This window comes from Roseateles sp. GW821-FHT09G03 (assembly GCF_059416045.1).
The window spans coordinates 42,098-66,841 of record NZ_JBWKOK010000009.1; the positions used below are offsets into that span (position 1 = coordinate 42,098).

26 protein-coding genes and 1 pseudogene are annotated in these 24,744 nt (G+C 67.5%); 15 read left to right on the top strand and 12 right to left on the bottom strand.

The annotated features are described in order from the left end of the window. The first annotated feature begins 17 nt into the window (after nucleotides 1-17). Nucleotides 18-668 carry an L-threonylcarbamoyladenylate synthase gene (locus tag AC07OZ_RS25880; RefSeq protein WP_495469920.1) on the top strand — a complete coding sequence of 217 codons (651 nt, stop codon included), beginning with the start codon at nucleotides 18-20 and terminating at the stop codon, nucleotides 666-668. Nucleotides 669-775: 107 nt separating this feature from the next. On the opposite strand, the gene AC07OZ_RS25885 is transcribed toward AC07OZ_RS25880, so the two are convergent. From AC07OZ_RS25885 to AC07OZ_RS25895, 3 genes are read right to left on the bottom strand one after another with little or no spacing between them, the layout of a single operon-like run. Beyond that, complete coding sequence (locus AC07OZ_RS25885) at nucleotides 776-1,126, bottom strand: RidA family protein (RefSeq protein WP_495135673.1); 351 nt, start codon at nucleotides 1,124-1,126, stop codon at nucleotides 776-778. Next, a complete protein-coding gene (gene plsY, locus AC07OZ_RS25890; protein WP_495469921.1) occupies nucleotides 1,123-1,854 on the bottom strand; it encodes a glycerol-3-phosphate 1-O-acyltransferase PlsY in 732 nt (243 codons plus the stop codon). The genes AC07OZ_RS25885 and plsY overlap by 4 nt, the downstream gene beginning before the upstream one ends. A gap of 6 nt (nucleotides 1,855-1,860) precedes the next feature. Beyond that, the gene (locus AC07OZ_RS25895; protein WP_495469922.1) at nucleotides 1,861-2,364 is read right to left on the bottom strand and encodes an aminoacyl-tRNA deacylase; all 504 of its coding nucleotides are present in this window, start codon (nucleotides 2,362-2,364) and stop codon (nucleotides 1,861-1,863) included. A gap of 173 nt (nucleotides 2,365-2,537) precedes the next feature. Here AC07OZ_RS25895 and AC07OZ_RS25900 point away from each other — a divergent pair, with 173 nt between their 5' ends. Beyond that, the gene (locus AC07OZ_RS25900; RefSeq protein WP_495469923.1) at nucleotides 2,538-3,647 is read left to right on the top strand and encodes a DNA alkylation repair protein; all 1,110 of its coding nucleotides are present in this window, start codon (nucleotides 2,538-2,540) and stop codon (nucleotides 3,645-3,647) included. 99 nt (nucleotides 3,648-3,746) lie between these two features. On the opposite strand, the pseudogene AC07OZ_RS25905 reads toward AC07OZ_RS25900, so the two are convergent. Further along, nucleotides 3,747-3,956, bottom strand: a pseudogene (locus AC07OZ_RS25905) (aldo/keto reductase); the annotation flags it as partial. A gap of 120 nt (nucleotides 3,957-4,076) precedes the next feature. Here AC07OZ_RS25905 and AC07OZ_RS25910 point away from each other — a divergent pair. From AC07OZ_RS25910 to AC07OZ_RS25925, 4 genes are all read left to right on the top strand, one after another. Further along, nucleotides 4,077-4,628: a DUF2975 domain-containing protein gene (locus AC07OZ_RS25910; RefSeq protein ID WP_495469924.1), complete on the top strand. Its 552-nt coding sequence runs from the start codon at nucleotides 4,077-4,079 to the stop codon at nucleotides 4,626-4,628. Nucleotides 4,629-4,653: 25 nt separating this feature from the next. Continuing rightward, complete coding sequence (locus AC07OZ_RS25915; RefSeq protein WP_067283861.1) at nucleotides 4,654-4,896, top strand: helix-turn-helix domain-containing protein; 243 nt, start codon at nucleotides 4,654-4,656, stop codon at nucleotides 4,894-4,896. Next, nucleotides 4,859-5,488: a hypothetical protein gene (locus AC07OZ_RS25920; protein ID WP_495469925.1), complete on the top strand. Its 630-nt coding sequence runs from the start codon at nucleotides 4,859-4,861 to the stop codon at nucleotides 5,486-5,488. Before AC07OZ_RS25915 ends, AC07OZ_RS25920 begins: the two co-directional genes overlap by 38 nt. Before the next feature lie 89 nt (nucleotides 5,489-5,577). Further along, nucleotides 5,578-6,420: a hypothetical protein gene (locus AC07OZ_RS25925; protein ID WP_495469926.1), complete on the top strand. Its 843-nt coding sequence runs from the start codon at nucleotides 5,578-5,580 to the stop codon at nucleotides 6,418-6,420. On the opposite strand, the gene AC07OZ_RS25930 is transcribed toward AC07OZ_RS25925, so the two are convergent. After that, on the bottom strand, nucleotides 6,417-8,138 hold the full coding sequence (locus AC07OZ_RS25930) for an acetate--CoA ligase (protein WP_495470071.1): 1,722 nt from the start codon (nucleotides 8,136-8,138) through the stop codon (nucleotides 6,417-6,419). The genes AC07OZ_RS25925 and AC07OZ_RS25930 overlap by 4 nt on opposite strands. Before the next feature lie 229 nt (nucleotides 8,139-8,367). Here AC07OZ_RS25930 and arsC point away from each other — a divergent pair, with 229 nt between their 5' ends. After that, nucleotides 8,368-8,718: an arsenate reductase (glutaredoxin) gene (arsC, locus tag AC07OZ_RS25935; RefSeq protein ID WP_495469927.1), complete on the top strand. Its 351-nt coding sequence runs from the start codon at nucleotides 8,368-8,370 to the stop codon at nucleotides 8,716-8,718. Between the two features lie 29 nt (nucleotides 8,719-8,747). Here arsC and AC07OZ_RS25940 read toward each other — a convergent pair whose 3' ends face one another. Further along, nucleotides 8,748-9,242: a GNAT family N-acetyltransferase gene (locus AC07OZ_RS25940; protein ID WP_495469928.1), complete on the bottom strand. Its 495-nt coding sequence runs from the start codon at nucleotides 9,240-9,242 to the stop codon at nucleotides 8,748-8,750. A 79-nt stretch (nucleotides 9,243-9,321) separates the two neighbouring features. Here AC07OZ_RS25940 and AC07OZ_RS25945 point away from each other — a divergent pair, with 79 nt between their 5' ends. The 4 genes from AC07OZ_RS25945 (at nucleotide 9,322) to AC07OZ_RS25960 (ending at nucleotide 12,405) form a co-directional block, all read left to right on the top strand. Further along, on the top strand, nucleotides 9,322-9,882 hold the full coding sequence (locus AC07OZ_RS25945; protein ID WP_495469929.1) for a GNAT family N-acetyltransferase: 561 nt from the start codon (nucleotides 9,322-9,324) through the stop codon (nucleotides 9,880-9,882). A gap of 179 nt (nucleotides 9,883-10,061) precedes the next feature. Further along, a complete protein-coding gene (locus tag AC07OZ_RS25950; RefSeq protein WP_495469930.1) occupies nucleotides 10,062-10,856 on the top strand; it encodes a hypothetical protein in 795 nt (264 codons plus the stop codon). A gap of 84 nt (nucleotides 10,857-10,940) precedes the next feature. Next, complete coding sequence (locus tag AC07OZ_RS25955; protein ID WP_495469931.1) at nucleotides 10,941-11,396, top strand: hypothetical protein; 456 nt, start codon at nucleotides 10,941-10,943, stop codon at nucleotides 11,394-11,396. An 82-nt stretch (nucleotides 11,397-11,478) separates the two neighbouring features. Next, on the top strand, nucleotides 11,479-12,405 hold the full coding sequence (locus AC07OZ_RS25960) for an alpha/beta fold hydrolase (RefSeq protein ID WP_495469932.1): 927 nt from the start codon (nucleotides 11,479-11,481) through the stop codon (nucleotides 12,403-12,405). Between the two features lie 90 nt (nucleotides 12,406-12,495). Here the strand turns inward: AC07OZ_RS25960 and AC07OZ_RS25965 are convergent, their stop codons facing one another. Next, nucleotides 12,496-12,981, bottom strand: coding sequence for an acyl-CoA thioesterase (locus AC07OZ_RS25965; RefSeq protein ID WP_495469933.1), 486 nt, complete (start codon nucleotides 12,979-12,981; stop codon nucleotides 12,496-12,498). A gap of 224 nt (nucleotides 12,982-13,205) precedes the next feature. Here AC07OZ_RS25965 and AC07OZ_RS25970 point away from each other — a divergent pair, with 224 nt between their 5' ends. After that, the gene (locus AC07OZ_RS25970; RefSeq protein WP_495469934.1) at nucleotides 13,206-14,066 is read left to right on the top strand and encodes a ParB N-terminal domain-containing protein; all 861 of its coding nucleotides are present in this window, start codon (nucleotides 13,206-13,208) and stop codon (nucleotides 14,064-14,066) included. Nucleotides 14,067-14,199: 133 nt separating this feature from the next. Here the strand turns inward: AC07OZ_RS25970 and AC07OZ_RS25975 are convergent, their stop codons facing one another. Beyond that, nucleotides 14,200-14,601 carry a DUF4212 domain-containing protein gene (locus AC07OZ_RS25975; protein ID WP_495469935.1) on the bottom strand — a complete coding sequence of 134 codons (402 nt, stop codon included), beginning with the start codon at nucleotides 14,599-14,601 and terminating at the stop codon, nucleotides 14,200-14,202. 98 nt (nucleotides 14,602-14,699) lie between these two features. Here AC07OZ_RS25975 and prfB point away from each other — a divergent pair. The 3 genes from prfB to AC07OZ_RS25990 all read left to right on the top strand — a co-directional run bounded on the left by prfB (nucleotide 14,700) and on the right by AC07OZ_RS25990 (nucleotide 19,687). Beyond that, a protein-coding gene (gene prfB, locus AC07OZ_RS25980; RefSeq protein ID WP_495469936.1) for a peptide chain release factor 2 occupies nucleotides 14,700-15,804 on the top strand; the annotation gives its coding sequence in 2 pieces (ribosomal slippage) (nucleotides 14,700-14,780 and nucleotides 14,782-15,804; 1,104 coding nt in all). Between the two features lie 75 nt (nucleotides 15,805-15,879). Then, the gene (pepN, locus tag AC07OZ_RS25985) at nucleotides 15,880-18,594 is read left to right on the top strand and encodes an aminopeptidase N (RefSeq protein ID WP_495469937.1); all 2,715 of its coding nucleotides are present in this window, start codon (nucleotides 15,880-15,882) and stop codon (nucleotides 18,592-18,594) included. 73 nt (nucleotides 18,595-18,667) lie between these two features. Next, on the top strand, nucleotides 18,668-19,687 hold the full coding sequence (locus tag AC07OZ_RS25990) for a class 1 fructose-bisphosphatase (protein ID WP_495469938.1): 1,020 nt from the start codon (nucleotides 18,668-18,670) through the stop codon (nucleotides 19,685-19,687). 109 nt (nucleotides 19,688-19,796) lie between these two features. Here AC07OZ_RS25990 and AC07OZ_RS25995 read toward each other — a convergent pair whose 3' ends face one another. The 4 genes from AC07OZ_RS25995 to AC07OZ_RS26010 form a co-directional block, all read right to left on the bottom strand. Continuing rightward, nucleotides 19,797-21,170, bottom strand: coding sequence for a DUF2130 domain-containing protein (locus AC07OZ_RS25995; protein WP_495469939.1), 1,374 nt, complete (start codon nucleotides 21,168-21,170; stop codon nucleotides 19,797-19,799). 23 nt (nucleotides 21,171-21,193) lie between these two features. Then, the gene (locus tag AC07OZ_RS26000) at nucleotides 21,194-22,576 is read right to left on the bottom strand and encodes an alanine racemase (protein ID WP_495469940.1); all 1,383 of its coding nucleotides are present in this window, start codon (nucleotides 22,574-22,576) and stop codon (nucleotides 21,194-21,196) included. An 87-nt stretch (nucleotides 22,577-22,663) separates the two neighbouring features. Then, the gene (locus tag AC07OZ_RS26005) at nucleotides 22,664-23,401 is read right to left on the bottom strand and encodes a PEP-CTERM sorting domain-containing protein (protein WP_495469941.1); all 738 of its coding nucleotides are present in this window, start codon (nucleotides 23,399-23,401) and stop codon (nucleotides 22,664-22,666) included. Between the two features lie 377 nt (nucleotides 23,402-23,778). Next, nucleotides 23,779-24,666: an FRG domain-containing protein gene (locus tag AC07OZ_RS26010; protein WP_495469942.1), complete on the bottom strand. Its 888-nt coding sequence runs from the start codon at nucleotides 24,664-24,666 to the stop codon at nucleotides 23,779-23,781. Nucleotides 24,667-24,744 lie beyond the last annotated feature (78 nt).

Consider the following 24,744-nt stretch of genomic DNA (forward strand, 5'->3'; position numbering starts at 1 on the left):
TGCCCCAGGTGAGGACCATGGCCCAGATCTTCGAAGTCCATCCCGACAACCCGCAGGCCCGCTTCCTGCGCCAGGCGGCGCAGATCCTGAGCCAGGGCGGCATCGGCGCGATCCCGACCGACTCCAGCTACGCGCTGGTCTGCCAGCTCGACGACAAGGCGGCCGCCGAGGCGCTGCGCCGCATCCGCGGCGTCGACGACAAGCACCACATGACGCTGCTGTGCCGCGACCTCAGCGAGCTGGGCAGCTACGCGCGCGTCGACAACAAGCAGTACCGGATGATCAAGACGGCCACGCCCGGGCCGTTCACCTTCATCCTGGAAGCGACCAAGGAAGTGCCGCGGCGGCTCTCGCACCCGTCGCGCCGCACCATCGGCCTGCGCGTGCCGGACCACCGCGTCACGCAGGACCTGCTCGCGCTGATCGGCGGACCGCTGCTGGCCACGACCCTGATCCCGCCTGGCGAGCACGAGCCGATCAACGACCCCGAAGAGATCACCGCGCGCTACGACAAGCTGATCCAGCTGATCATCGACGCGGGCGCCTGCCCGATGAAGCCGACCACGGTCGTCGACCTGACGGCGGAGCCGCCGGTCCTCGTACGGCGCGGCTGCGGCGATCCGGCCTGCCTCGGTCTGGAACTCGAAGAGGCCGGCGCCGACGAGTGAGTCAAGCCCGACACCCCGAACGGGTTCGACTCCCGTTCGAGGCACCATGAAAAACGCCGGCACGAAGCCGGCGTTCTGCTTGAAGAGGCCAGTGGCCTCGCCGAGGCTCAGACCGCCGCGGTGATCACGATCTCGATCTTCCACTCCGGCTTGGCCAGCTTGGCCTCGACGGTCGCGCGCGGCGGCGTGTGGCCGGCCGGCACCCAGGCGTCCCAGGCGGCGTTCATGCCGGCCAGGTCCTTGACGTCGGCGATGTAGAGCTGCGCGCGCAGGATCTTGGTCTTGTCGCTGCCGGCGCGGGCCAGCAGCTTGTCGATCATCGCCAGCACCTGTTCGGTCTGGCCCTTGACGTCGGCGGTGGCGTCGTCCGGCACCTGGCCGGCCAGGTAGACCACGCCGTTGTGGATGGCCATCTCGGAGAGACGCGGGCCGACGTCGAAGCGTTCGATGTTGCTCATTTGCTGTGCGGGTTGGACTTGTTGGAAGGCTTGTGATCGCGCTTGTGATCGTGCCGATGCGCGCGCGACTGCTCGTGGCGATGGGACTTGGCCGCGGGCACGGCGGGGACCGGGGCCGACTTCTGGCCGAGCTTGCTCTCGGTGCCCGCCATCAGCTTCTTGATGTTGGCGGCGTGGCGCCAGATCAGCAGCAGGCTCATCAGCGCGATGGCCGGCAGTTCGGGACCGACGTCCCAGATCAGCATCTGCAGCAGCGGCGCGGCGACGGCGGCGGCCAGCGAGGCCAGCGACGAGTAGCGGAACACGGCCGCCATCACGATCCACACGCCGAGCACGGCCAGGCCAAGCCACGGGTTGATCGCGAGCAGCACGCCGGCCGCGGTGGCGACGCCCTTGCCGCCGATGAACTTGAAGAAGACCGGCCACAGGTGGCCGATGAAGGCCGCCAGGCCGACCAGCGCGGCGGTGCCCTCCTCCAGGCCGTACGGCGGGCCGAACTTCAGCACCAACAGCACGGGGACGTAGCCCTTGAGCGCGTCGAAGACCAGCGTCAGGATCGCGGCGGCCTTGTTGCCGGAGCGCAGCACGTTGGTCGCGCCCGGGTTGCCGCTGCCGTAGCTGCGCGGATCGGACAGGCCCATCAGCCGGCTGACGATCACCGCGAAGGACAGGGAGCCGATCAGATACCCGGCCACGACGGCCAACAAGGGGAACAGGACACTTTGCATGGGGCGCTATTCTGCCCCGGACTTCAGCGCGCACTCGACCGGACGGGCCGCGAGCAGCTCCGTCAAAACCCGGGGTTCGATGCTGATCAGGTAGCCGCGGCGCCCGCCGTTGATCAGGATGCGGGGCAGCGCGAGCACGGTGGACTCGACGAACACCGGCATCTCCTTGCGCGTCCCGAACGGCGACGTGCCTCCGACGAGGTAGCCGCTGTGGCGCTGCGCGACGTCGGGCTTGCAGGGCTCGACCTTCTTGCAGGGGATCTGCCGGGCGAGCTCCTTCAGGCTGACGGTGCAGTCGCCGTGCATCAGCACGATCAGCGGCTGCGCCTTCTCGTCCTGCATCACCAGCGTCTTGACGACCTCGTGCTCGGGGACGCCGAGCTGCTTGGAGGACTCGCCGGTGCCGCCGTGATCGACGTAGTCGTAGACGTGTTCCCCGAAGGCGACCTTGTGCTGGCGCAGCATCTGCGTCGCCAGCGTCTCGCTGACATGGGCGGATTTCTTGCTCATGGCGCGATTCTCCGCGCTGGCCGCAGCGGTGGCTTGTACGAGCTTGCTGCGCGCCGCACGTGCTGCGCCCGCTGAGCGGGCGGCGCGTTCTGCACAACACCTGCTGACAGACGATGGCAGCGCCCGCGCTACGCTGCGGCGCCCTTCCTGCACTTCGTGTTCACCGAGCCCTCATGACGGATGCCGCCCCGACCTCCAGCTACAACCTCAAGGACCTGATCGGCGAGACCGCGCTGCGATCGCTGGCCTCCGTGTTCGCGGAGTCCGCGACCGGCTTCCAGCGCAAGCGCTTCATGGCCGTGGCGACCGAGGGACTCGAGCCGCTGTCCATCATGCAGCGCGTGCACCGCGTGGCGGAGGCGCTCGATGCCGCGCTCCCCGGCAGCTTCGCGATGAAGCTCGATGCGGTGGTCGCCGCGGCGCCCAAGACCGGCGGCGCGTTCGTGAACATGGGGCTGTGCGATTTCGTCGCGAGCTACGGGCTGCACGATCCCGTGGCGTCGCTGAAGGCGCTCAAGCGGATGACCGGACACGGCACCGCCGAATTCGCGATCCGCCCCTTCCTGCGCCAGGATCTTGCCGGCACGCTGAAGACGATGACACGCTGGACCGCCGATCGCGACGAGCACGTGCGGCGCCTGGCCAGCGAGGGCTGCCGGCCGCGGTTGCCGTGGTCGTTCCGGCTCGACGCGCTGGTCGCCGATCCGGCGCCGCTGGCGGAGATCCTGCAGGCACTGCGCGCCGACGACGCCCTCTACGTGCGGCGCTCCGTCGCCAACAACCTGAACGACATCACCAAGGACCACGCGGACTGGGTCTTCGCCCACGTGGCCGACTGGGACCTCGCGGACGAGCGCAGCGCGTGGATCGTGAAGCATGCGCTGCGCTCGCGCATCAAGCAGGGCGACGCGCGGGCGCTGAAGCTGATCGGCGCCAGCGAGGGCGCGCTGGCCGTCGTGGAGCGCCTCGCGATCGAGCCGTCACGCGTTGCGATCGGCGGCGAGGTCGAGATCGCCTTCGAGCTGCGCTCCACCGCCGAGACGACGCAACGGCTGGTGGTCGACTACGCCGTGCATTACGTGAAGAAGAACGGTCGCGCGTCGCCGAAGGTGTTCAAGCTGAAGACGGTGGAACTCGCAGCCGGCACAGCGACGACAATCCGCATCCGTCGCGCGCTGCGCAACTTCACCACGCGCACGCACTATGCGGGCACGCACGCGATCGAGGTGATGGTCAACGGTCAGCGGCTGGCCGACGGCACGTTCGAGCTGCTGATCGAGTGATCGGCTGATTGCCGCTCACTGCGCCGGGTCGCGGATCTCCCAGCGGATGCGGTCGATGCGGGCCAGCGTCTCGGCGTCCAGGGTCCGGCCGATGGCAGCGATGGTCTCGATCTGCAGCCGGCGCAGGCTGTCCTCGCAGGCCTGCACGATCTGCGCACCGGTGAGGTCCATGCTGCCGTCTCGGATCCAGTCATAGCCGCGCGACGGCCCGGCGACCTTGGTCGCGACAACGATGCGTTCGCGCATCCCGGCCCGGGCCTTCAGCCAGCGGCCGATGATTTCCTCGGTCCGACCGAAGGTGTCGCCGCGCGTGCGGGGGAGGGCCGGGCGATCGCCGCGCGCGTGCCAGCAGCCGCCTTTACTCGGTCCACCATTGCGCCCAAGAAATTATTGTTTTACAGTAATTTCTTGCCACCCGACGGTAAGACCATGAGCGACGCCTCCTTCCCTGCCAGCCTCCAGCGCATCCGCTGGATCGCTCACTGCGTGCGCGCGATGGCGCTGATCGCCATGGCGGTGGTGGTGGGTTTCCACGCGATCTTCTGGGCCGACCGCGGACTGGTCGAACGCACTGCGCGCAAGGACTGGTGCCTGGACTGCCCCATGCAATTCGACGCCGTCTCGCGCGCCTGGGGGCTGGCGGTCAACCTGCCGCAGGCGCTGCTGACGCTGTTCGCGCTGCTGTGCCTGTGGCGCCTCTTCGGCGCCTATCTGCGCGGCGAGGTCTTCACCGATGGCGCGACGCGCCATCTGCGACGCCTGGGGCAATCGGTGACGGCCATGGCACTGGTGATGCCGCTGACCGACACCGTCACCATCCTCGCCCTGACCTTCGGCAACCCGCCCGGGCAGCGGATGCTGTCCGTGCATCTCGGCAGCCAGCACTACATCGTGCTGCTGCTCGGCCTGGTGCTGATCGCGATGGCCATGGTGATGCGCGAGGCCCAGCGCATGGCGCAGGAGAACGCCGAGTTCGTCTGAACGGACCGGCGCAGGAACCCCGCCCATGCCCATCGTCGTCCGACTCGACGTGATGCTCGCGCAACGCAAGATGCGCTCGAAGGAGCTCGCCGAGGCCATCGGCATCACCGAGGCCAACCTCTCGCTGCTGAAGTCCGGCAAGGTGCGCGGGGTGCGCTTCGACACGCTGTCGCGCATCTGCGCGGTGCTGCAGTGTCAGCCCGGCGACCTGCTCGCCTGGGAACCGGGCGATGAGCCCGAGGACGGAGGCGCAGATGGTGGCGCGTGATCGTCGTCTCGCGCCTCGCACGCTCGCCATCGGTGCGGTCCTGCTGCTGCACGTCGCGCTGATCGGCTGGCTGCAGCACGCATGGCGCCGGGCGGAATCGCACCGCGAGCAGCGCAGTTCATCGATTCGCATGGTGACGATCCAGTTGCCGCCGCTGCTGAACGCCAGGCCCGCACCGACGCCGCGCCCACCGCAGGTCGCGCGTCGCGCAAGTGCTGACCCCGGTCGAGTGCCGCGGGCTTCCGTGCCTGAGGCAGAGGAGTCCCAGGAGGAGCGTCGCTCGACCGTCGTCATGACCGCGCCGGCGGCGGCCTCGGCCGCGTCGGGTCCGACCGGCCGCGACCTGATGTACGGCGCCGCGACGCAGCGCGCGATCCGCCAGGGAACGCAGGGACAGCCGCTGCTCGCCGAGCGCGCCGACACCGCCAGCCTCGCGCCCGACAAGATCGACGCGTCGACCAAGCTGGGCAACGAGATGATGAAGGGCGCCAGCGGCGATTGCCTGAAGGGCGAATTCGCTGGCGCCGGTGCGGGCCTGCTCAGCCTGCCGTTCTGGGTGCTCGCCGAGGCGCGCGGCAAATGCCGACGCTGACACCCCGACGCGGGACACGCGTCGTCAACCCACACCGGCCGCGCACCGTTCAGCGTTGATCGCATTCGCGACACAGGGAGAGAGTCGAAGTGAAGCCCCAGCAGTTCCCCCACGCGGCGCGCCGCGTTCCAGTCACCGTGCTCGCATTGGCTTTGATCGGCGGCCTGGCCGCCTGCGATCCGGTCGCTGCGGCGGCCCCCGAGCCGGCGCCGGCCTCCGCCTCGTCGCCGGCTTCCGGCGCGGTCGCCCTGCCGACCGTCCAGAGCGACATGAAGCGCGGCACCTCCTTCCCGTACAAACGCCTCAACGAGCTGCTGTCCAAGCTGCGCACCGAAGGCGAAGGTCTGTTCGTGAGCCGCTTCGTGCTGACCGACCCGAAGGACATGTCCAAGCCGCCGCCGGCCGGCACCAAGCTCGCGCTGATGAGCGACGACGACTACATCCCGGTCCCGATCGACGAGAAGGGCCGCTTCGACCTGCCGACCTTCCCTGAGAAGCAGGCGAGAGACATGGAGTTCGGCACCAACGTGCCCAAGGGCGAGCTGGGCGTCCGGCTGAGCATCGACATCGCGACGCCGCCGGAGATGCTGGACATGGGCACCGTGCGCCGCATCGTCGGTGTCGGCCAGCGGCTGCGCACCGAGCTGCTGCCCTGGTACGTGCGCTGGATGTTCCCGCAGATCGACGGCGTCATCGTGTGCAGCGACCAGCCGCAGTGGAACCTCGACTGGACGGAGAGCGGCCAGCACCTGCGCCTGCCGCTGCCCACCGAGGCCCAGCAGCGTGAGCCCGAGACGCCCAAGGGCCAACCGTCCCGCGCCTGCACGGTGCTGACCGGCCAGGAGCAATGGCCGGACGCGGCCCTGCTGCAGCCGCAGCCGGGCGCCAACACCAAGCTCTACGTGAAGCTGCGCAACACGCGCGCGAGTTAGTTGCCCCCCGCCGCGCGGTCCGCTTCCAGTTGCCGCAGCACGCGGCGCTGCACCTTGCCGGTGGTCGTCATCGGCAGCGTGTCGAGGAACTCGATCTCCTTCGGGTACTCGTAGGGCGCGAGCCGCTGCTTCACGAAGTCCTGCAGCTCCGCGGTCAGCGCGGCCGACGGCTGCCGGCCCGGCGCCAGCACGACGAAGGCCTTCACCAGCGCACCGCGCTCGGCATCGGGCTTCGGCACGACCGCCGCGTTGGCGACGGCCTCGTGGCGCACCAGGCAGTTCTCGATCTCGCCCGGGCCGATGCGATAGCCCGCGACCTTGAACTGGTCGTCGGAACGGCCCTGGTACCAGAGATACCCGTCCTCGTCCGTGCGGGCAAGATCGCCGGTGCGGCACCAGCTGTCCGCCGGATCGCCGGTGAACTTCGCGGCCGTGGCGGCCTCGTTGCGCCAGTAGCCGAGGAAGAAGATCGGATCGGGCGCTCCATGCACGTCGCGCCGATGAACGGCCACTTCGCCGATCTGCCCGGGAGAACAGACCTGACCCTCGTCGTCGATGACCGCGACGCGGTGACCGGGATAGGCGCGTCCCATGCTGCCGGGCTTCGCCGGCCACAACCGTGCGCAGTTGCCGACGACGTAGTTGATCTCGGTCTGCCCGAACATCTCGTTGATCGTCACGCCGAGTTCGCGCTGGCCCCAGTCGAAGACGGCATCGCCGACGGCCTCGCCCGCGCTCATGATCGCCTGCAGGTTCAGCGCATAGCGCACGGCGGGATGCGGCACGGCCTTCATCATCGCCTTCAGCGCCGTCGGGAACAGGAAGGTGTGGCTGACGCGGTAGTGCTGCATCAGCTCGAAGGCCTTCTCCGGCGAGAAGCGCCCCTGGTAGCCGAGGATGGGCCGGCCGAAGCACAGCGACGGCAGCAGCGCGTCCATCAGGCCGCCGGTCCAGGCCCAGTCGGCGGGGCTCCAGAACACGGCCTCGCTGCGCACCGACGGATCGTGCGGATCGAAGCCGAACCAGTTCTGGCTGGCGATGAAGCCGGTGAGGTTGCCGAGCAGCGCACGCTGCGGCAGCAAGGCGCCCTTGGGCGCGCCGGTCGTGCCGCTCGTGTAGATCAGGATCGCGGGGTCTTCGGCGGCGTTGTCGCGCGCGGCGAAGCGTGCGTCCTCGGCCTGCAGCGCGGCCATCCATCCGGCTTCGCCCTCGTGGGCATCGGACTCGCCGACGACCAGCACATGATGCAGCGTCGGGCATGCGGCGCGCACCGATCGAAGCGCGTCGAGCGCGCCGCCCTCGACGATCGCGACCTTGGCCTCGCTGTCCTTGAGCCGGTACTCGAGCGCGTCCGGCCCGAAGAGCATGGACAGCGGCATCGCGACCGCGCCGAGCTGGTTGATGGCGATGTGCGCGACCGCGGTCTCGAAGCGCTGCGGCAGCACGAGCGCGACGCGATCGCCGGGCTCGACGCCCAGACGCTTGAGCGCATTGGAGAGCCGGTTGGCCGCGCGCTGCAGTTGGCCGAAGGAGTAGTGGGCGCGACAGCCGCTGTCACTGTCGAAGAGGATGGCAGGCGCGTCGGGCGTCTCGCGGGCCCAGCGGCCGCAGCAGAGCTCGGCGATGGCCAGGCGTTCGGGCACCTGCCAGCGGAAGGCGCCGTGGATCAGCGCGTAGGCATCGGGCGCGGCGCGGGTCGCCGCCAGGGGCACGGTCATGCCGTTGGCCGGGCCGGCTTCCTTGACGGTCTTGCCGGTCATCGTGTCTCCATCCTGGACTGGAACAAGAGCGTGGATGCTAGCGACCGGGTCCCGGACGGTCGTCATGGAAAGCCCGTAGCGCCATGTCGGTGCTCGCGGACGGCGGCGATGCCCGTCAGAGGTGCATGGACCAACGACGGGCGATCCGCATATCGATATCTGGATCGCGCCTCCTACACTGGTCCGCATGAGCCTCAAGATCCTGCACAACCCCCGCTGCTCCAAGTCGCGCGAGGCGCTCGCGCTGCTGGAGTCCCGTGGTCTTCAGCCCGCAGTCGTCGAGTATCTGGAGACGCCGCTGACGCTGCCTGAGTTGCAGACACTGCATCGGCAGCTCGGCACGCCGGTGCGCGCGATGGTGCGCGACAACGAGGACGACTATCGCGAGCTGAATCTCGCGGATGCCTCGCTGACCGACACGCAGCTGCTTCAAGCGGTCGCGGACCGCCCGAAGCTGCTGCAGCGGGCGATCGTCGTGCAAGGCGACCGCGCGCTGATCGCGCGTCCGCCGGAGTTGCTGAACGACTGGCTGAAGTGACGTGCAGCGCGGGCTGGATCAGCCCTTGATCAGCCCTTGAAGCGCGCCAGCGCATCGCCGGCCAGGCGGCACAGGCGCCAGTCCGGCATGAGGGTCGCGCCCATCTTCTCGTAGAAGCGGATGGCGTTCTCGTTCCAGTCGAGCACGCACCATTCGAAGCGGCCGTAGTCGCGTTCGATCGCGATCTGCGCGAGGCGCGTTAGCATGCGCTTGCCCAGTCCCGCGCCGCGATGCGCGGGTTGCACATACAGGTCCTCGAGGTACATCCCGGGCTTGCCGAGGAAAGTCGAGAAGTTGGTGAAGGTCAGCGCGAAGGCGACGACCGCGCCGCTCTCGTGCTCGGCGACCATGGCTTCGCAGACGGGGCGCTCGCCGAAGAGATGCGGGAGCAGCTTCTCGGGGGTCACGTCCATCAAGTGCGTGAGGTGCTCGAAGTCGGCGAGCTCGCCGATCAGGCCGACGATCGCGGTCAGGTCGTCGGGGCGCGCAGGGCGGAGGGTGTAGGCGTCGGGCGTGGCGGTCATTGAAACGTTCCGGACTCGGTGAAGATACGGGACTCATTCTCGCCAGCTTCGACCGTCTCACATGCCTCTCGATCCCCTCTTGCGCGAAGTCGCTTCCGAACTGAAGACTGATCGACTGCTGCTTCGTACGCCGAAGCCCGGCGACGGCAGGCGTGTCCACGAGGCCGTCGTCGAAACACTCGATGCGTTGAGGGCCTGGCCCGCGTCGCTGCCTTGGGCCATGTTCGAGCCGTCGGTCGAGGCTTCCGAGGTGTACTGCAGGGAGAGCGCGGCAGAGTTCGTCAAACGCTCGGCACTGGTGTACCTGGCGTTCGATGCGGAGGACTCGCTGGTGGCCAGCCTCAGCCTGCACTCGATCGACTGGACCATTCCCAAGTTCGAACTCGGCTTCTGGTGCCGCACCAGTCGTCAGCGCCAGGGCCTGATGGCCGAGGCTGCGTCGGAGCTGAAGCGCTACGCGTTCGACCGCCTCGGCGCACGACGCGTCGAAGCGTTTCCTGACGAGGCCAACGCGGGAAGCCGAGGCGTCTGTGAAGCGATCGGCATGCAGCTGGAGGGGGTCTTGCGCAACGATCGCGTCACGCCGGATGGCGTCCCTCGGAGCACTTGCGTCTATGCCGCAGTGCGCCAGGCGCCGTGAGCACACATCAGCGTCGCTCCGAAGCCCGCGCCCCAGAACTTCCACCGACGCGACGCGTCATCCCGCCATGATCTACTGGCTGCATGCCTCTGATCGCCCGTCTCTCGCTGCTTGCCGCTCTCACGGCCGGTTCCGTCGCTGCCTTCGCTTCGGACTTCATCCCTGAAACGCTGCATCGCGTGCAGGCCTACGACGGACCGGCCCGGCCGCGCGGCGAGGTCGCGATCCTGTTCACCATGGACGGCCGGCCTTGGGGCGAGTCGGCGACGATCTGCGCGATCGATGGCCTCTCGCTGGAGAAGGACGGTGTCTGCGCATCCGTGGTCTATGTGCTGCCCGGCATTCACGAACTGAAACTCAAGTACAGCTCCGACTCGCAGTTCGGCGCGGGCAATTTGACGATCAATGCGGCGGCGAATCAGCTCTACCAGATCAATTTCTCCTCCTTGCGCGTCGATTACCGCGCCAGGATCACCGTCATCCCGATGTACGACGGCGCGAAGCTGAGCTGGCGGAACATGGCGCCGGGTCTGGCGACGCGCAGCCCGCGCGTCGACGAGGAAGTGCCCTACGAACCGAACACCGAGCGCGGCGGCCCGTTGCCGACGCCGGTCCTCTCGGACGCTGATCGCGCCACGGTCGATCGGCTGCTGGGATGCGCCGGGAGCTATGCCGCGGACATCGAGCTGCGGAAGTTCGACCATCGCGAGTACGCGTTCCGCTACGACGTCGTGGGGAGCTATGTCGAGGCAGCGACAAGCTACGTCTCCGTCGAGGAGGCCATGCGGGGACAGAAGCGGAGGCACCGCGAGGCGGTCGACGCCTATGCGGCCGCGCGCGTACCGCAGGACGCGGCGACCGAGGACTCAAAGAGCGCGCGTGCGCGGCTCGAGGACGAACTCAATGCGTGCGCCGAGTTCCTGACGGCCCGTCGGCCGGAGATCGCTTCGCGCGCCCGGCAACGGTCACAGTGAGGCGCTCGCGTTCGGGCTCCCCATGCTCCATACGTTCGAAGCATTCCTCGAAGAGGTCGACGAAGAGATTTCTGGAGTCGGGCCATGACGAAGATCCTCAAGCGCTTCGCGCTCGCTTTGGTCATCGTGGCGCTTGCGCAGTCGGCCAACGCCGAGCCCGACACCTGCAAGATGTCGGAGCCTCCGGCCACGGCAGGCGAAGAGGCGCACATGGGCGAGCTCCTGCTTGTCTATCCGCGAGCGAAGGACGCCGGGGACCGGTTCACCGGCTGTCAGTCCATCTGGGGGCGCACGAAGACCGGCAACCGATTGATCGGACGGTTCGAGTACTCGCGAGGGAAATTCGTTGCCGTGCATGAAGGCCCCAAACGAATCCAATGTGCATACGGCGACGACGAGCTGCGCGTCGGCTCAGATCCGTCTTGTCCTGGCAGCCTGCCGTCGCTGATTCCGACATTGCCGCCTGGATGTTTCTCCAAGATTCGACGCCGGGCTGCTGGGGCGAGCGAACCTTCCCCTGAGTGCGACGAGTTCGAGTAGAGCTCTCAGGCGCCTTGACGGGGCTCGCCGTTGTCTCCATGGCGAAAGCGCGTCTCCCCGCGCCGCACTACAGTCGCCCTCCATGAGCACCGACACGAGTCCCACGTCTTCTCCTGAGTACCCGGTCCGCCGCCCGCATCGCAGCGAGTTCATGACGCTGCGCGGCCTGCGCCACCACGTGCTGCGCTGGGGGCCGGAGCCCGACGGGCAGCGACCGCTGCTCGTGATGGTCCACGGTTGGATGGACGTCGGTGCCTCGTTCCAATTCATGGTCGATGCGTTCCGGGAGGAGCGCAGCGTCGTCGCGATCGACTGGCGCGGCTTCGGCCTGACCGACTCCAACGGCAGCGACGCGTACTGGTTCCCCGACTACCTCGGCGACCTCGATGCGCTGCTCGACGCCGTCAGCCCCGATGCGCCCGTCGACCTGCTCGGCCACAGCATGGGCGGCAACATCGCGATGACCTATGCGGGCGTGCGCCCGCAGCGCCTGCGCAAGCTCGTGAACCTCGAAGGCTTCGGGCTGCCGGACACGACGCCAGAGATGGCGCCAGCCCGGCTTGCGAGCTGGCTCGATGAGCTCAAGGAGCCGCAGAGCCTGAAGACCTACGACAGCGTCGAGGGTGTCGCGCAGCGGCTGATGAAGACGAATCCGAGGCTCTCCGCCGACAAGGCCGCGTGGCTCGCGCCGCATTGGTCGCGGCAGGGCGACGACGGGCGCTGGCACATCCTCGGCGACCCCGCGCACAAGCGGACCAATCCGGTGCTCTACAAGAAGGCCGAGGCCCTCGCGTGCTGGTCACGCATCGAGGCGCCCACGTTGTGGGTCGAGGGCAGCGAGACCAAGCTCTCGCAATGGTGGGGCGATCGTTATCCGCGCGAGGACTTCGAGACGCGGCTCAGCGTCGTGAAGGACCTGCAGCGCGTCACGCTCCAGCAGGCGGCGCACATGATGCATCACGACCAGCCTGAGGCGCTGGCGCGCGCGGTGCAGGAGTTCCTCGGCTAGCCGTCGCCCTTCTCACTGCCACGACCGCGGCCCTCACCCCTGCCCTCTCCCGCAAGCGGGAGAGGGAGAAAGAGGAGGCGAGATTCGCGCCTAGTCCGGCGACACCACCGCTGCCTGATACGCCGCGATGAACTCCGGCGGCATCCGCTTCGGGCGGCCGCCGCTGATGTCGATGCAGACCAGTTCCCAGCGGCCGCGCATCAGCGTCTGGCCGTCGCTCGCGCGGCGCAGCTGGAAGCGGCGCTCCATCGCGAGCTTCCCGTCGCCGGACGTCAGCCAGGTGCCCAGCACCAAAGCCTCGCCTTCGAAGGACGGCAGCAGATAGTCGTAGCCGCCGTGGCGGATCGCCATCGCGCGGTCGAGCCGCCGGTAGTCCTCGATGTCCAGCCCCAGCGCCACCGAGTGCGACCACGCCACCTGTTCGCACCACTTCACGTAGACCGCGTTGTTGGTGTGATTCAGACCGTCGATGTCCGCCGCTTGGGGGCTCACCGCCAGCCGATGGGGGGACGGATAGTCCCAGCCGCTGGACAGCGGATCGGCCGGCGCAGGGTTCGCTTCGCTCATCTCGCTCATCGGAGGACGCTCATCTGGGGGTGGGTTCCGTGGGATATCCGACGCTCGTGCTCGGGGTGCGACAGGTTAGCGTCGCGAGGCAGGCAGAATGCCGCCCTTTTCCGGCGTCGTCCGTCGCCCGCGCGACCTGCGCGCCAATCGCACATCCTGCACCTTCCGAACACCTTGCCGACCGGGTCATGCCCCGTCGGCTCCGCCTCCCTGCCGTCCCGCTGCCCGTCCCCATGAACATCATCGTCACCGAAGAACTCAAGGCCTACATCGATCCGCTCACCGAGGATGAACATGCCGCGCTCGAGCGCAGCATCCTCGCCGAGGGTTGCCGCGACGCGCTCGTGCTCTGGGGCGACATCCTCGTCGACGGCCACAACCGCCACGGCATCTGCACCAAGCACGGCATCTCCTTCCAGACGGTGCAGAACACCCGCTTCAAGTCGATGGAAGACGTCCACCTGTGGATGATCGACCAGCACCTGGGCCGCCGCAGCGTCTCCGACTTCCAGCGGGGCGTGCTCGCCCTGCGCAAGAAGGAGATCATGGAAGCGCGCCGGCTGGCCGTGCTCAACGATCCGGCACCGGAGGCGCCCACCGCCGACGCGACCGCCACGCCCGTGCCCGAGGCCCCGCCGCTGAAGAGCCGCGAAGCGATCGCGCGTGCCGCGCGCATCAGCAGCGCCACCGTGACGCAGATCGAGAAGATCCAGAAGGCCGCCGCGCCCGAACTCGTGGCCGCGGTGCGGTCGGGCGAGGTCTCGATCAGCGCGGCCGCCGTGATCTCCGACCTGCCGGCCGAAGAGCAGGCTGCTGCCGCCGCCGGCGGCAAGAAGGAACTGCGTCAGGCCGCCAAGCGCGTGCGCGAGTCCAAGGTCGGCAAGAAGGCCGCGGGCGATGCGGTCGCCGAAGTCGCGGTCGCGCTGCTCGACGTGCCGACCAACGAGGACGGTGAACTCGAAGCCGATCCGGCAGTCGCCCTGCTGCGTGCGCAGGTCGGCGCGTTGCAGGACGAGAACATCAAGCTGCGCGCACAGGTCGCGGACCTTCAGGCACAACTCGCCGCCGCGAAACAGGACGGCGCCCCCTTCTGACCCGAAGTCCTTGGTAGCAAAACCGGGGAAGGACGGCAGTGGTCGGGGACGGTGAGGTGTGAGGTTTCGGAGCTTGACTCCGGGGCCTCATACCTCGGCGGCCAACGCCCCGGCCTAAGCAGGTGGGCAATCTTCAGAACCCCGTGATCGGCCCGGAGCGCTCCTTCTCCGGGCGCCGCGACTCCACCTCATCGAAGTAGGGTGCCGGGTCTTGCACCCCCGCCTCCGCCTCCCGGCGGTTCATGACGGTCGCGTAGATCACGACGATCGCCACGTAGACGATCAACGCCCCCTGCGACCCCACCCAGAAGCTGAACGGCCAGCCGAAGAAATCGAAGCTGAGCGCGCGCGCGAAGTAGGCGACGCCGAAAGTCACCAGTGCCCACACGACGAGGAGCATGAGCGTGAGCCGCCAGTTCCCACGGCGCACCCAACGGCGCCGGGCGCGGAACGTGCCGGAGGGCGTGCCGGAAGGGGCGCCAGCAGGGGTGCCGGAGGGGTAGCCCGCATCGGGGACAGGCGGTTTCGGACGCATCCCGGCATCTTAGGGAGCCCGTTCGCGTCAGCATGAGAAAATACCCGGCTTCGGGCCCCCTGCCGGGGGCTCCACCCTTCGAACGCTTCGAGCGAATCATGGAAATCGAACAAATCAACGCGATCGGCAACACGCTGACCGATCTGCAAGCGCGTACCGACGCGCTAAGGGGGTACCTTTGACTACGACCGCAAAGCGCTGCGGTTGAATGAAGTCAACGCCGCCCTGGAGAACCCCAACGTCTGGAACGACCCCAAGCGGGCCCAGGAGCTCGGCAAGGAAAAGCGCACGCTGGAACAGGTCGTCGAGACGATCAACCACCTGACGTCCAACATCACCGACAACCTCGAACTGTTCGAGATGTCCAAGGACGACAACGACGTCGCCGGCATCCAGACCATCGAGGCCGAGTCCGTCAAGCTGGCCGAGAAGGTCGAGGAACTCGAGTTCCGCCGGATGTTCAACAACCCGGCCGACCCGTTGAACTGCTTCATCGACATCCAGGCCGGCGCCGGCGGCACCGAAGCCTGCGACTGGGCCGGCATGCTGCTGCGCCAGTACCTGAAGTATTGCGAGCGCAAGGGCTTCAAGGCCGACGTCGAAGAGCAGACCGACGACGAGATCGCCGGCATCAAGAGCGCCACCATCAAGGTGGAAGGCGAGTACGCCTTCGGCCTGCTGCGCTCCGAGTCAGGCGTGCACCGCCTGGTGCGCAAGAGCCCGTTCGACTCCTCGGGCGGCCGCCACACCAGCTTCGCCTCGCTGTTCGTGTATCCGGAAGTGGACGATTCGATCGAGATCGACATCAACCCGTCGGACGTCCGCACCGACACCTACCGCGCGTCCGGCGCCGGCGGTCAGCACATCAACAAGACCGACTCGGCGGTGCGCCTGACCCACATCCCGACCGGCATCGTCGTCCAGTGCCAGGACGGCCGCAGCCAGCACAGCAACCGCGACGTGGCCTGGAAGCGCCTGCGCTCGCGCCTGTACGACCATGAGATGAAGAAGCGCATGGCCGAGCAGCAGAAGCTCGAGGACAGCAAGACCGACGTGGGCTGGGGCCACCAGATCCGCTCGTACGTGCTGGACCAGAGCCGCATCAAGGACCTGCGCACCAACGTCGAGATCTCCAACACCCAGAAGGTGCTGGACGGCGACCTCGACGCATTCATCACGGCGTCCCTGAAACAGGGCGTCTAAGAAAAACACAGAGACAAATGCCCCGGCGCTCGATCCCCGGCCCGGGGCTTCTTCATTCCTACAAGGAAGCCCGCCATGCGTGAAGGCACTGCCACCCTGATCCGCCGCGCCGATTACGTCGCGCCGATCTTCTGGATCCGCACCGTCGACCTGTGCTTCGACCTCGATCCGGCCAAGACGCTGGTCACCAGCAAGATGCGCCTGGAACGCAACGCCGCGGTGCCCCACGGCCCCCTGCGCCTGCATGGCGAAGAGCTCAACCTGCTGCGCGTGCTGATCGACGGCGAGAGCGTGTCCTTCCGCCAGGAAGGCCATGAGCTGATCATCGACAACGTGCCCGACGCGGACTTCACGCTCGAGATCCGCAACACCTGCTGCCCGGAGAAGAACACGACGCTGTCGGGGCTGTACACCTCCGGCGGCAGCTTCTTCACGCAGTGCGAGGCCGAAGGCTTCCGCCGCATCACCTACTTCCTGGACCGCCCCGACGTGATGGCGGTCTACACGGTGACCATGCGCGCCGACAAGACCAGATTCCCGGTGCTGCTGTCCAACGGCAACCTGGTGGAGTCGGCCACGCTGGACAACGGCCGTCACCTGGCGAAGTGGCACGACCCCTTCCCCAAGCCCAGCTACCTCTTCGCGATGGTCGCCGGCGACCTGGTCGCGCGCGAGCAGCGCATCCGCACCCGCGGCGGCAAGGACCACCTGCTGCAGGTCTACGTCCGCCAGGGCGACCTGGAGAAGACGGAACACGCGATGAACTCGCTGATCGCGTCCGTCGTGTGGGACGAGGCGCGCTTCAACCTGCCGCTGGATCTGGAGCGCTTCATGGTCGTCGGCGTGTCCGACTTCAACATGGGCGCGATGGAGAACAAGGGGTTGAACATCTTCAACACCTCGGCGCTGCTGGCCTCCCCCGCCACCGCGACCGACGCGGACTTCGCCCGCATTGAGTCCATCGTCGCGCACGAGTACTTCCACAACTGGACCGGCAACCGCGTCACCTGCCGTGACTGGTTCCAGCTGTCGCTCAAGGAAGGCCTGACCGTCTTCCGCGACCAGGAGTTCAGCCAGGACATGGCCGCCACGCCGAGCGCGCGCGCGGTCTGCCGCATCGAGGACGTGCGCGCGCTGCGCGCCCGCCAGTTCCCCGAGGACGCCGGCGCGATGGCGCACTCCGTGCGTCCCGACGAGTACGTCGAGATCAACAACTTCTACACCGCCACCGTCTACGAGAAGGGCGCTGAAGTCGTCCGCATGTACCAGACGCTGGTCGGCCGCGACGGTTTCGCGAAGGGCATGGCGCTCTACTTCGAGCGTCATGACGGCCAGGCCGTGACCTGCGACGACTTCGCGCAGGCGATCGCGGACGCGAACCCGGGTTCGCCGCTGACGACGCGCCTGGACGCGTTCAAGCGCTGGTACGCGCAGGCCGGCACGCCGCGCCTGCAGGCGCGCGGCGTGTACGACGCCGCCGCGCAGACCTGGACGCTGACGCTGACGCAATCGAGCACGGCCACGCAAGGCCAGGCCGCGAAGCTGCCGCAGGTGATCCCCGTGTCGCTGGGCCTGCTGTCGCGCGACGGCCAGTCGCTGCCGCTGATGCAGCAAGGTGAAGACGGCGCCGCCGGCGCCACCGACACCGAACGCGTGCTGGTGCTGGACCAGGCCGAGCAGTCCTTCGTCTTCGTGAACGTGCCGTCCGAGCCGGTGCCGTCGCTGCTGCGCGGTTTCTCGGCGCCGGTGGTGCTGGACGACGGCCTCGGCGACGCCGAGCTGCTGGTGCTGCTCAAGCACGACAGCGACGCCTTCAACCGCTGGGAAGCCAGCCAGCGCCTGGCGCTGAACCGCATCCTGGGCGCGGTGCGCTCGGGCCAGCCGCTGGTGCTGGACACCGCCTACATCGACGCGATGCGCGCGGTGCTGCGTCATCCGGAATTGGACCCCGCCTTCAAGGCGCTGGCGCTGCAACTGCCCGACGAGGCCTACATCGCCGAGCAGCTCGACGTCGTCGACCCGCAAGCGATCCACGCCGCGGTCGAAGCGGCGCAGACGCAGCTGGCCTTGGCGCTGCAGGCCGACTGGGCCTGGGCCTTCGACGCGCATCAGGTGACCACCGGCTACAACCCGGATCCGGTGCAGAGCGGCAAGCGCGCGCTGGTGAACCTGTCGCTGGCCATGCTGGTCCTGAACGCGACCCGCGGCGGCGACGGCGTGTGGCCGGGCCGCGCGTACCAGCGCTTCAAGGACGCGACCAACATGACCGACCGCATGGGCGCGCTGTCCGCGCTCGTGAACGCGCATGCGGAACTGGCCGACAGCGCGCTGGCGCGCTTCCACGCCCAGTTCAAGCGCGAGGCGCTGGTCATCGACAAGTGGTTCGCGCTGCAAGGCCGCGCGGCCGAGCGCGACGGCAAGACCTTCGCGAAGGTCAAGCAGCTGATGAAGCACGCCGACTTCACGCTGAAGAACCCGAACCGCGCGCGCAGCCTGATCTTCTCGCTGACGATGTTCAACCCGGCCGCCTTCCACCGCGCCGACGCGGCGGGCTACGTCTTCTGGGCCGAGCAGGTGCTGGCGCTGGACGCGATCAATCCGCAGGTCGCCGGCCGGCTGGCACGCGTGATGGACCGCTGGACCGCGCTCGCGCAGCCGTACCGCAGCGCCGCCCGCGAAGCCATCGCCCGCGTCGCCGCCAAGCCGGACCTGTCCAACGACGTGCGCGAGATCATCGAGCGCGCGCTGGCCTCGGACACGTCGGCCCCCGCGGACACGCCGCAGCCCTGATTCAGCGCACGGAGCGGTCCGCGCGCCGGGCCGTTCCGCGGCGCACGAGATTTGCAACCATCGGAGTCGTTTCATGAGTCAACGCGTCAGCCTGACCCAATACCTCGTCGAGCAGCAGCGGCTGCACGGCCACATCCCCCAGCAGCTGCGGCTGCTGATCGAGGTGGTCGCGCGGGCCTGCAAGCGCATCGCCATCAGCGTCAACAAAGGCGCGCTGGGTGACGTGCTGGGCACGGCCGGGTCCGAGAACGTGCAGGGCGAAGTCCAGAAGAAGCTGGACATCATCGCCAACGAGGTGCTGATCGAAGCCAACGAGTGGGGCGGCCACCTGGCCGCGATGGCCTCGGAGGAGATGGAGAGCATCCACCTGGTGCCCAACCGTTTCCCGCAGGGCGAGTACCTACTGATGTTCGACCCGCTGGACGGCTCGAGCAACATCGACGTGAACGTGTCGATCGGGACGATCTTCTCGGTGCTGAAGAAGCTCGAGGGCAGCAAGGGCGTCAGCGAGGAGGACTTCCACCAACCCGGCACCGCGCAGGTGGCGGCGGGTTACTGCGTCTACGGACCGCAGACGACGCTGGTGCTGACGGTGGGCGACGGCGTGGCGATGTTCACGCTGGACCGCGAGCAGGGCTCGTGGGTGCTGACCGCCGACGACGTGAAGATCCCTGCGGACACCAAGGAGTTCGCGATCAACATGTCCAACATGCGGCATTGGGATGAGCCGGTGAAGCGCTACATCGACGAGTGCCTGGCCGGCACGACGGGTCCGCGCGGCAAGGACTTCAACATGCGCTGGATCGCCTCGATGGTGGCGGACGTGCACCGCATCCTGACGCGCGGCGGGATCTTCCTGTACCCGTGGGACAAGCGCGAGCCGAACAAGGCCGGCAAGCTGCGCCTGATGTACGAGGCCAACCCGATGGCCTTCCTCGTCGAGCAGGCCGGCGGCGCGGCCACCAACGGCCGCCAGCGCATCATGGACCTGCAGCCGGGCAAGCTGCACGAGCGCGTCTCGGTCGTGCTGGGCTCGAAGAACGAAGTCGAGCGGGTCACCCAGTACCACCTGGAGGCCGACAAGGCCAAATGATCTGATGTGACGCTCCGGACCGGCTCACGCCGGTTCCCCCTCGTCCACCATGCAGAAGGCCGCTCGATGAGCGGCCTTAGTGCTTCCGGACGCCCTCGGCGCCCAGCCTTCAGAACAGACTGCCTTCGTCGCGCTTGTCGTCGTTGCCATCGTTGCCGCCATCGGCGGCGGCAGGCTTGTCATTGCCCTTGAGCTCGGCGAACTTCCCGGCCATCGTCGGATTGCCCTTGGTCAGCTTCTTGATCGTCACGTCCTGCGCCTTGTCGTTGGCCAGGCGCAGGTTGCGATCGGTGCCGAGCAGCGCCTCCTTGGTCTTCTGCAGGTGGTCGATGGACTTGTCGATCTCGTCGATCGCGGTCTGGAAGCGCCGCGACGCCAGTTCGTAGTTCTTCCCGAACGCCGACTTGAAGCCTTCGAGCTGCGACTCGAAGTGGGTGATGTCGATGTTCTGCGCCTTCACCAGCGCAAGCTCGGTCTTGTACTTGAGCGAGTTCATCGCCGCGTTGCGCAGCAGCGTGATGATCGGCAGGAAGAACTGCGGCCGCACGACGTACATCTTCGGATAGCGGTGGAACACGTCGACGATGCCGGTGTTGTAGAGCTCGCTCTCCGGCTCCAGCAGCGAGACCAGCACGGCGTACTCGCAGCCCTTCTCGACGCGATCCTTGTCGAGTTCCTTGAGAAAGTCCTCGTTCCGGTTCTTCGTGGCGGTGCGGTCGTTCTCGTTCTTCATCTCGAACATGATCGAGACAATCTCGGTGCCCGCCTCGTCGGCGTCGCGGAAGATGTAGTCGCCCTTGCTGCCGGAGCGCGCGTCGTTGTCCTTCTCGAAATACGCGCGCGGGAACGCGGTCGCGCGGATGCGGTTGAACTCGGTCTCGCAATGCAGTTCGAGGGTCTCGCCGACCATCTTGGTCGACAGCCGCGCCTTCATGTCGCGCAGGCGCTCGATGGCGTCGTCGCGGTCCTTGATCTGCGTCTCGTACTTGTCCTTGAGCGACTTCTCGGCGAGCTGCTTCTCGAGCTCGGCGCGTTCGAGGCCGCTGCGGAGCTGGTCGCGCTCCTTCTCCACCGCGCCGACGGCCTGCGACATCGCCAGTTGCTGCGTCACCCCGGCCGCGTCGAGCTTCGCCTTCAGGGCCTGGATCTCGGCGTCCTTCGCCGCGGCGGCCTGCTGCGCCTGCTTCTCCAGCGTGCCGAGCGCCTCGCTCACAGCGAGCTTGCGCTGCACCTCGCCGGCTTCGAGCCGCGCCTTCAGCTCCTGGATCTCGCCGTCCTTGAGCGCGGCGGCTTTTTGCAGCTCGCCGGCGGTCTTCGCCTGCGCGAGCTCCACGGCGTTGCGCTTGTCCTGCTCGGCCAGCGCGAGCCGCTCGTGCAGCTGCTTCTCGAAGTCGGTGTCGCGCACCTGCTTGAGGATGTCGGCGTACCCCGCCTCGTCGATCTTGAAGGCCTTGCTGCAGTGCGGGCAGATGATTTCATGCATGGCGCGGATTCTCGCCCGTCGATTCAGAAGAACGTCCGCACGCCGCCGGTGACGCGGTAGTGGTCGTCGACCGTGTAGAGCAGCGGCCACTTGTCGAAGGTCGTGCACGGATGGCCGACGCCAAAGGCGATCAGGTCGCCGACCTGCAGCAGCAGCGCGCCGCCGTCCGAGCCGTTCCCGCCCTCCCCGCCCGCATCGACATACGCATGCTGGTCGTTGAGCTTCGTGACCGCCCAGTGAGCCGGCGTCGCCCGCGGCGCGTCATGCAGGTTCGGCCGGTACCACCACAGCGGTTGCGGCAGGCAGGCGTCGTAGCTGAGGTCGCGTCGGCCGGCGGTGCAGATCGCGCGGCCAGGCTCCGGCACGGACTGCACGTAGGCCCAGACCTCGATCGCATTGCGCAGGCCGGGACCTTCGCCCCACAGCGCGCCCGCGCGCTGCCGCATGCGGTCCTGCATGCGCTCGTACTGGAGGCTGTCGTGGCTGAGGTAGCAGCCGCTGCGCAGCACGACGCGCAGCGCGTGGCCGGTGCCCGCCGCCTCGACCGAGGCCAGCGTCTTCGCCGCCATGTCGAAGAACGCCGAGCCCCCGGCCGTCAGCAGCACTTCGTCCGCGGCGAACCAACCCTCGGCACACCCCAGGCGCGTCAGCTCCGCCACCGTCTCGATCATCGTCAGCGCGCCGAGTTCCACGCGCGCCGTGTCCGCACCGCTGTAGACGCCTTCGAAGGCCTCCACCCCGCGCAGCACGATCGTCGGGGCGGCATCGCGGATGAGGCGACCGAGCGCGACGCCCTCCTCCGTCGTCCGGACGCCGGCGCGACCACCCGGCGTGCCAACTTCCAGCAGCACTTGAAGCGGACGCTTCAGGCCACGCTCTTCGGCCGCGCGCCGCAACAGGTCCAGGCCCGCGGCGGAGTCGACCAGCAGATAGAAATCGAAGCCAGGGTCGGCTTCCAATTCGCGGAACACGAGCTCCAGATCCGCCTTGCCGATGAGCTGATTCGCGAGCAGCACGCGCGGCACGCCGAAGCGCCGGTAGGTGCGCACATGCGCCGCCGTCGCCGCCGTCATGCCCCACGCGCCTTCGTCGAACTGGCGCTGGAACAGCTGAGGCGACATCGTCGTCTTGCCGTGCGGCGCGAGGCTCACGCCGGCGCGTGCCGTGAACTCGCGCATCCAGCGCGCGTTGTGGTTCAGCGCCGAGTCCTTGAGGATCGCCGCAGGCAGCGGCAGGTCGCCGCTCAGCAGCGAGAGCCCCAACGCGCCGAGCCCGCCGAGCGGCACGCCTTCAGCGACCGCGGGCAGGCCCTTGAGCGTGCCGGGCAGCGGCTCGGCCTCGAGGGCGTCGAGCGTGAGCGTCACCGGCTCGTGGCCGGACGGGTCGTCGTGATCGTGTGGGCTCATGGCGCGCCATGTTGCCACCGACGGCGCCCTCCGGTGGCGCGACGCGCCCGGCGATCGTCAGGGGATGAGCGCAGGAGGGCTCGTCGCTCAGCGTGACGAGCGCCGCCGGCGTCGCTGCCAGAACAGCACGCCGCCCGCGGCGAGTGCCAGCGCGAGCGAATCCGGCTCCGGCACCTCGGCCGCGCGGAACCCGATCGAATCGACCTTCAGCGCGCTCCAGACATACGGATCCTCGGTCTGCTGAACGCCGAAGAAGATCGACCACAACCCACCCTGCGCGAAGGTATAGGACGAGACATTGCCGCGCAGGTCGACCACTGCTTCCGTGCTGCCGTTGTAGGCCACGAAGAAGGCGTTGTCGACGTTCCCGGGGAACCCCACGTTGCCCGAAGCCACTTCTCCCAGCCGTTGCGAGACCCAGTCCAGCGTGTCGCCGGCCGCGACGTTGACGTCCTGCGCGATGAAGCCGCCACGCATGTAGCGACCCGCAACGTTCTGTGAGAAGAAGGTCGGCGCGCCCGCGCCCGACGGGCTGAACTGCACCGGCAGCGGACAGGCGACGTTCCAGATGTCGGACGCGCAGGTCACGTTCTGGTTCAGCGGCCACGTCGACATCGCCACGATCAGCGCCGAGTTGTTGCCGGCCAATGCCGGATAACCGTTGCCGGCGTTGACGATGCCGGTCGAGGATCCGTTGACGTTGGCTCCGGTGGCGTACCACCCGTTCAGCGTTCCGCCCTCGAAGTTGCCGTTCACCACGGCGGCACCGTGCGCCGACAGGGCCGCGGCCGCGCTCAGCAGCGCGACGCTCAATGTTCGTTTCATGTCACTCCCCCTTGATCGCGACGCGCGACATGCGCGACGGCGGAATGCTAGGAAGCCGTTCAAATCGCGGCCATCCACAAGGGTGATGAGACCTGTCCCCGAAAAGAAAAAGCCGCTTGGGATACCCAAGCGGCTTTTCTGGATTGGTGCCGATGAAGAGAGTCGAACTCCCGACCTTCGCATTACGACTCAGTTCAAAGGTTTGATTGGCGATAGCCAGCGACACAGCAGAATAAATGAAATCAATGACTTACTCGGATCGAGGCCATTTCGTTTGTCAATTGCCGACCTTGTTTTGTCGGTACGACTGTGCCATGAATGTGCCAGCGCAGCTGCCGCAGATCAAACGCATAGAAGCGGGACCTGCCTCGCAGGCCTCAGCTTGAAGATCCCCCACCCCTCCGCGTATCCAGGTATGCGTTGGACCAGATGCGGTGATTGTTTACACGCTCGACAGCTTCGTTGAACTGGACGCCGCCGTCCTCAAGGGAACACAACTCCACGATGAGACCGCCGTCAGCACCACGCCCTACGATCTTCGTGATGAATGGGGCTGCCACGACGTGATCCGCAAGCCACTTTGCAGACCAGTCGTTCACCTTCGGATGATCGTCGATCCACAACTGCAGCACACCGGCAGCTTTGTCTGTATGGGCATCCAAGAGATCTGTTCGCCCGCCGTATCGCGTCAGGTCGGCAGCTGTAACTAAGCACCTAAACCATCGGAGTCCAAGCAGCTCGCGTGTGTCTGTGCTTTTCAGGTCCACTGCCGCGGCACCTGGTACAAACAACGTGAAGGCATGCTGGCGTTGCGCGCGCGGCGCAATGGTGTGCTGTCGGAGATCCGTGAGCCGGCCGTGCTGTCGCGCTCTTGATGGCGACAGCACTGCCAAAAGCACTTCCGTTCCTGGCGACACTGGCCTCCGCGCGCCACTCGCGAAATGACACGCGATGGCGGGATCGGCGGTGAAGTCCAGTCGATCCGTAGGTGCCTCGTAATGCTGGATCAACCCCCATGCATCCTCACTGCTCAATCCGAGATCCGTTGGCAGCTCCTCTGCCAGGTAGTTGACGACGTGCTCAATGTCGGCCCGGGCCTTCGGGGGGAGGCGCGCCTCCTGACGCACGCGCTCCAGCATCGAATGCGTATGCGGATATGCGATCGAGGCCTCGCCACGGAAAAGGAGATCTGATTCCCCGCTCAGTGCTTTGACAAAAGCCTCCAGGCTCAAAAATGCACCGTCAACCGCGAAGGAATCAGCCATGGCACACCTCCTGGCGGATTGAAGCATCTGACTAACGAGCGGGCCTCATCAATTCTGGCGATAACCCGCCGAGTGAAC

What these genes read in the sequence shown, in the direction of transcription:
- AC07OZ_RS25880 (WP_495469920.1), top strand. Translation starts at nt 18, where the DNA reads ATGGCCCAGATCTTCGAAGTCCATCCCGACAACCCGCAGGCCCGCTTC.
- AC07OZ_RS25885 (WP_495135673.1), bottom strand. Translation starts at nt 1,126, where the DNA reads ATGAGCAACATCGAACGCTTCGACGTCGGCCCGCGTCTCTCCGAGATG.
- plsY (WP_495469921.1), bottom strand. Translation starts at nt 1,854, where the DNA reads ATGCAAAGTGTCCTGTTCCCCTTGTTGGCCGTCGTGGCCGGGTATCTG.
- AC07OZ_RS25895 (WP_495469922.1), bottom strand. Translation starts at nt 2,364, where the DNA reads ATGAGCAAGAAATCCGCCCATGTCAGCGAGACGCTGGCGACGCAGATG.
- AC07OZ_RS25900 (WP_495469923.1), top strand. Translation starts at nt 2,538, where the DNA reads ATGACGGATGCCGCCCCGACCTCCAGCTACAACCTCAAGGACCTGATC.
- AC07OZ_RS25910 (WP_495469924.1), top strand. Translation starts at nt 4,077, where the DNA reads ATGAGCGACGCCTCCTTCCCTGCCAGCCTCCAGCGCATCCGCTGGATC.
- AC07OZ_RS25915 (WP_067283861.1), top strand. Translation starts at nt 4,654, where the DNA reads ATGCCCATCGTCGTCCGACTCGACGTGATGCTCGCGCAACGCAAGATG.
- AC07OZ_RS25920 (WP_495469925.1), top strand. Translation starts at nt 4,859, where the DNA reads ATGAGCCCGAGGACGGAGGCGCAGATGGTGGCGCGTGATCGTCGTCTC.
- AC07OZ_RS25930 (WP_495470071.1), bottom strand. Translation starts at nt 8,138, where the DNA reads ATGACCGTGCCCCTGGCGGCGACCCGCGCCGCGCCCGATGCCTACGCG.
- arsC (WP_495469927.1), top strand. Translation starts at nt 8,368, where the DNA reads ATGAGCCTCAAGATCCTGCACAACCCCCGCTGCTCCAAGTCGCGCGAG.
- AC07OZ_RS25940 (WP_495469928.1), bottom strand. Translation starts at nt 9,242, where the DNA reads ATGACCGCCACGCCCGACGCCTACACCCTCCGCCCTGCGCGCCCCGAC.
- AC07OZ_RS25955 (WP_495469931.1), top strand. Translation starts at nt 10,941, where the DNA reads ATGACGAAGATCCTCAAGCGCTTCGCGCTCGCTTTGGTCATCGTGGCG.
- AC07OZ_RS25960 (WP_495469932.1), top strand. Translation starts at nt 11,479, where the DNA reads ATGAGCACCGACACGAGTCCCACGTCTTCTCCTGAGTACCCGGTCCGC.
- AC07OZ_RS25965 (WP_495469933.1), bottom strand. Translation starts at nt 12,981, where the DNA reads ATGAGCGAGATGAGCGAAGCGAACCCTGCGCCGGCCGATCCGCTGTCC.
- AC07OZ_RS25970 (WP_495469934.1), top strand. Translation starts at nt 13,206, where the DNA reads ATGAACATCATCGTCACCGAAGAACTCAAGGCCTACATCGATCCGCTC.
- AC07OZ_RS25975 (WP_495469935.1), bottom strand. Translation starts at nt 14,601, where the DNA reads ATGCGTCCGAAACCGCCTGTCCCCGATGCGGGCTACCCCTCCGGCACC.
- pepN (WP_495469937.1), top strand. Translation starts at nt 15,880, where the DNA reads ATGCGTGAAGGCACTGCCACCCTGATCCGCCGCGCCGATTACGTCGCG.
- AC07OZ_RS25990 (WP_495469938.1), top strand. Translation starts at nt 18,668, where the DNA reads ATGAGTCAACGCGTCAGCCTGACCCAATACCTCGTCGAGCAGCAGCGG.
- AC07OZ_RS25995 (WP_495469939.1), bottom strand. Translation starts at nt 21,170, where the DNA reads ATGCATGAAATCATCTGCCCGCACTGCAGCAAGGCCTTCAAGATCGAC.
- AC07OZ_RS26000 (WP_495469940.1), bottom strand. Translation starts at nt 22,576, where the DNA reads ATGAGCCCACACGATCACGACGACCCGTCCGGCCACGAGCCGGTGACG.
- AC07OZ_RS26005 (WP_495469941.1), bottom strand. Translation starts at nt 23,401, where the DNA reads ATGAAACGAACATTGAGCGTCGCGCTGCTGAGCGCGGCCGCGGCCCTG.
- AC07OZ_RS26010 (WP_495469942.1), bottom strand. Translation starts at nt 24,666, where the DNA reads ATGGCTGATTCCTTCGCGGTTGACGGTGCATTTTTGAGCCTGGAGGCT.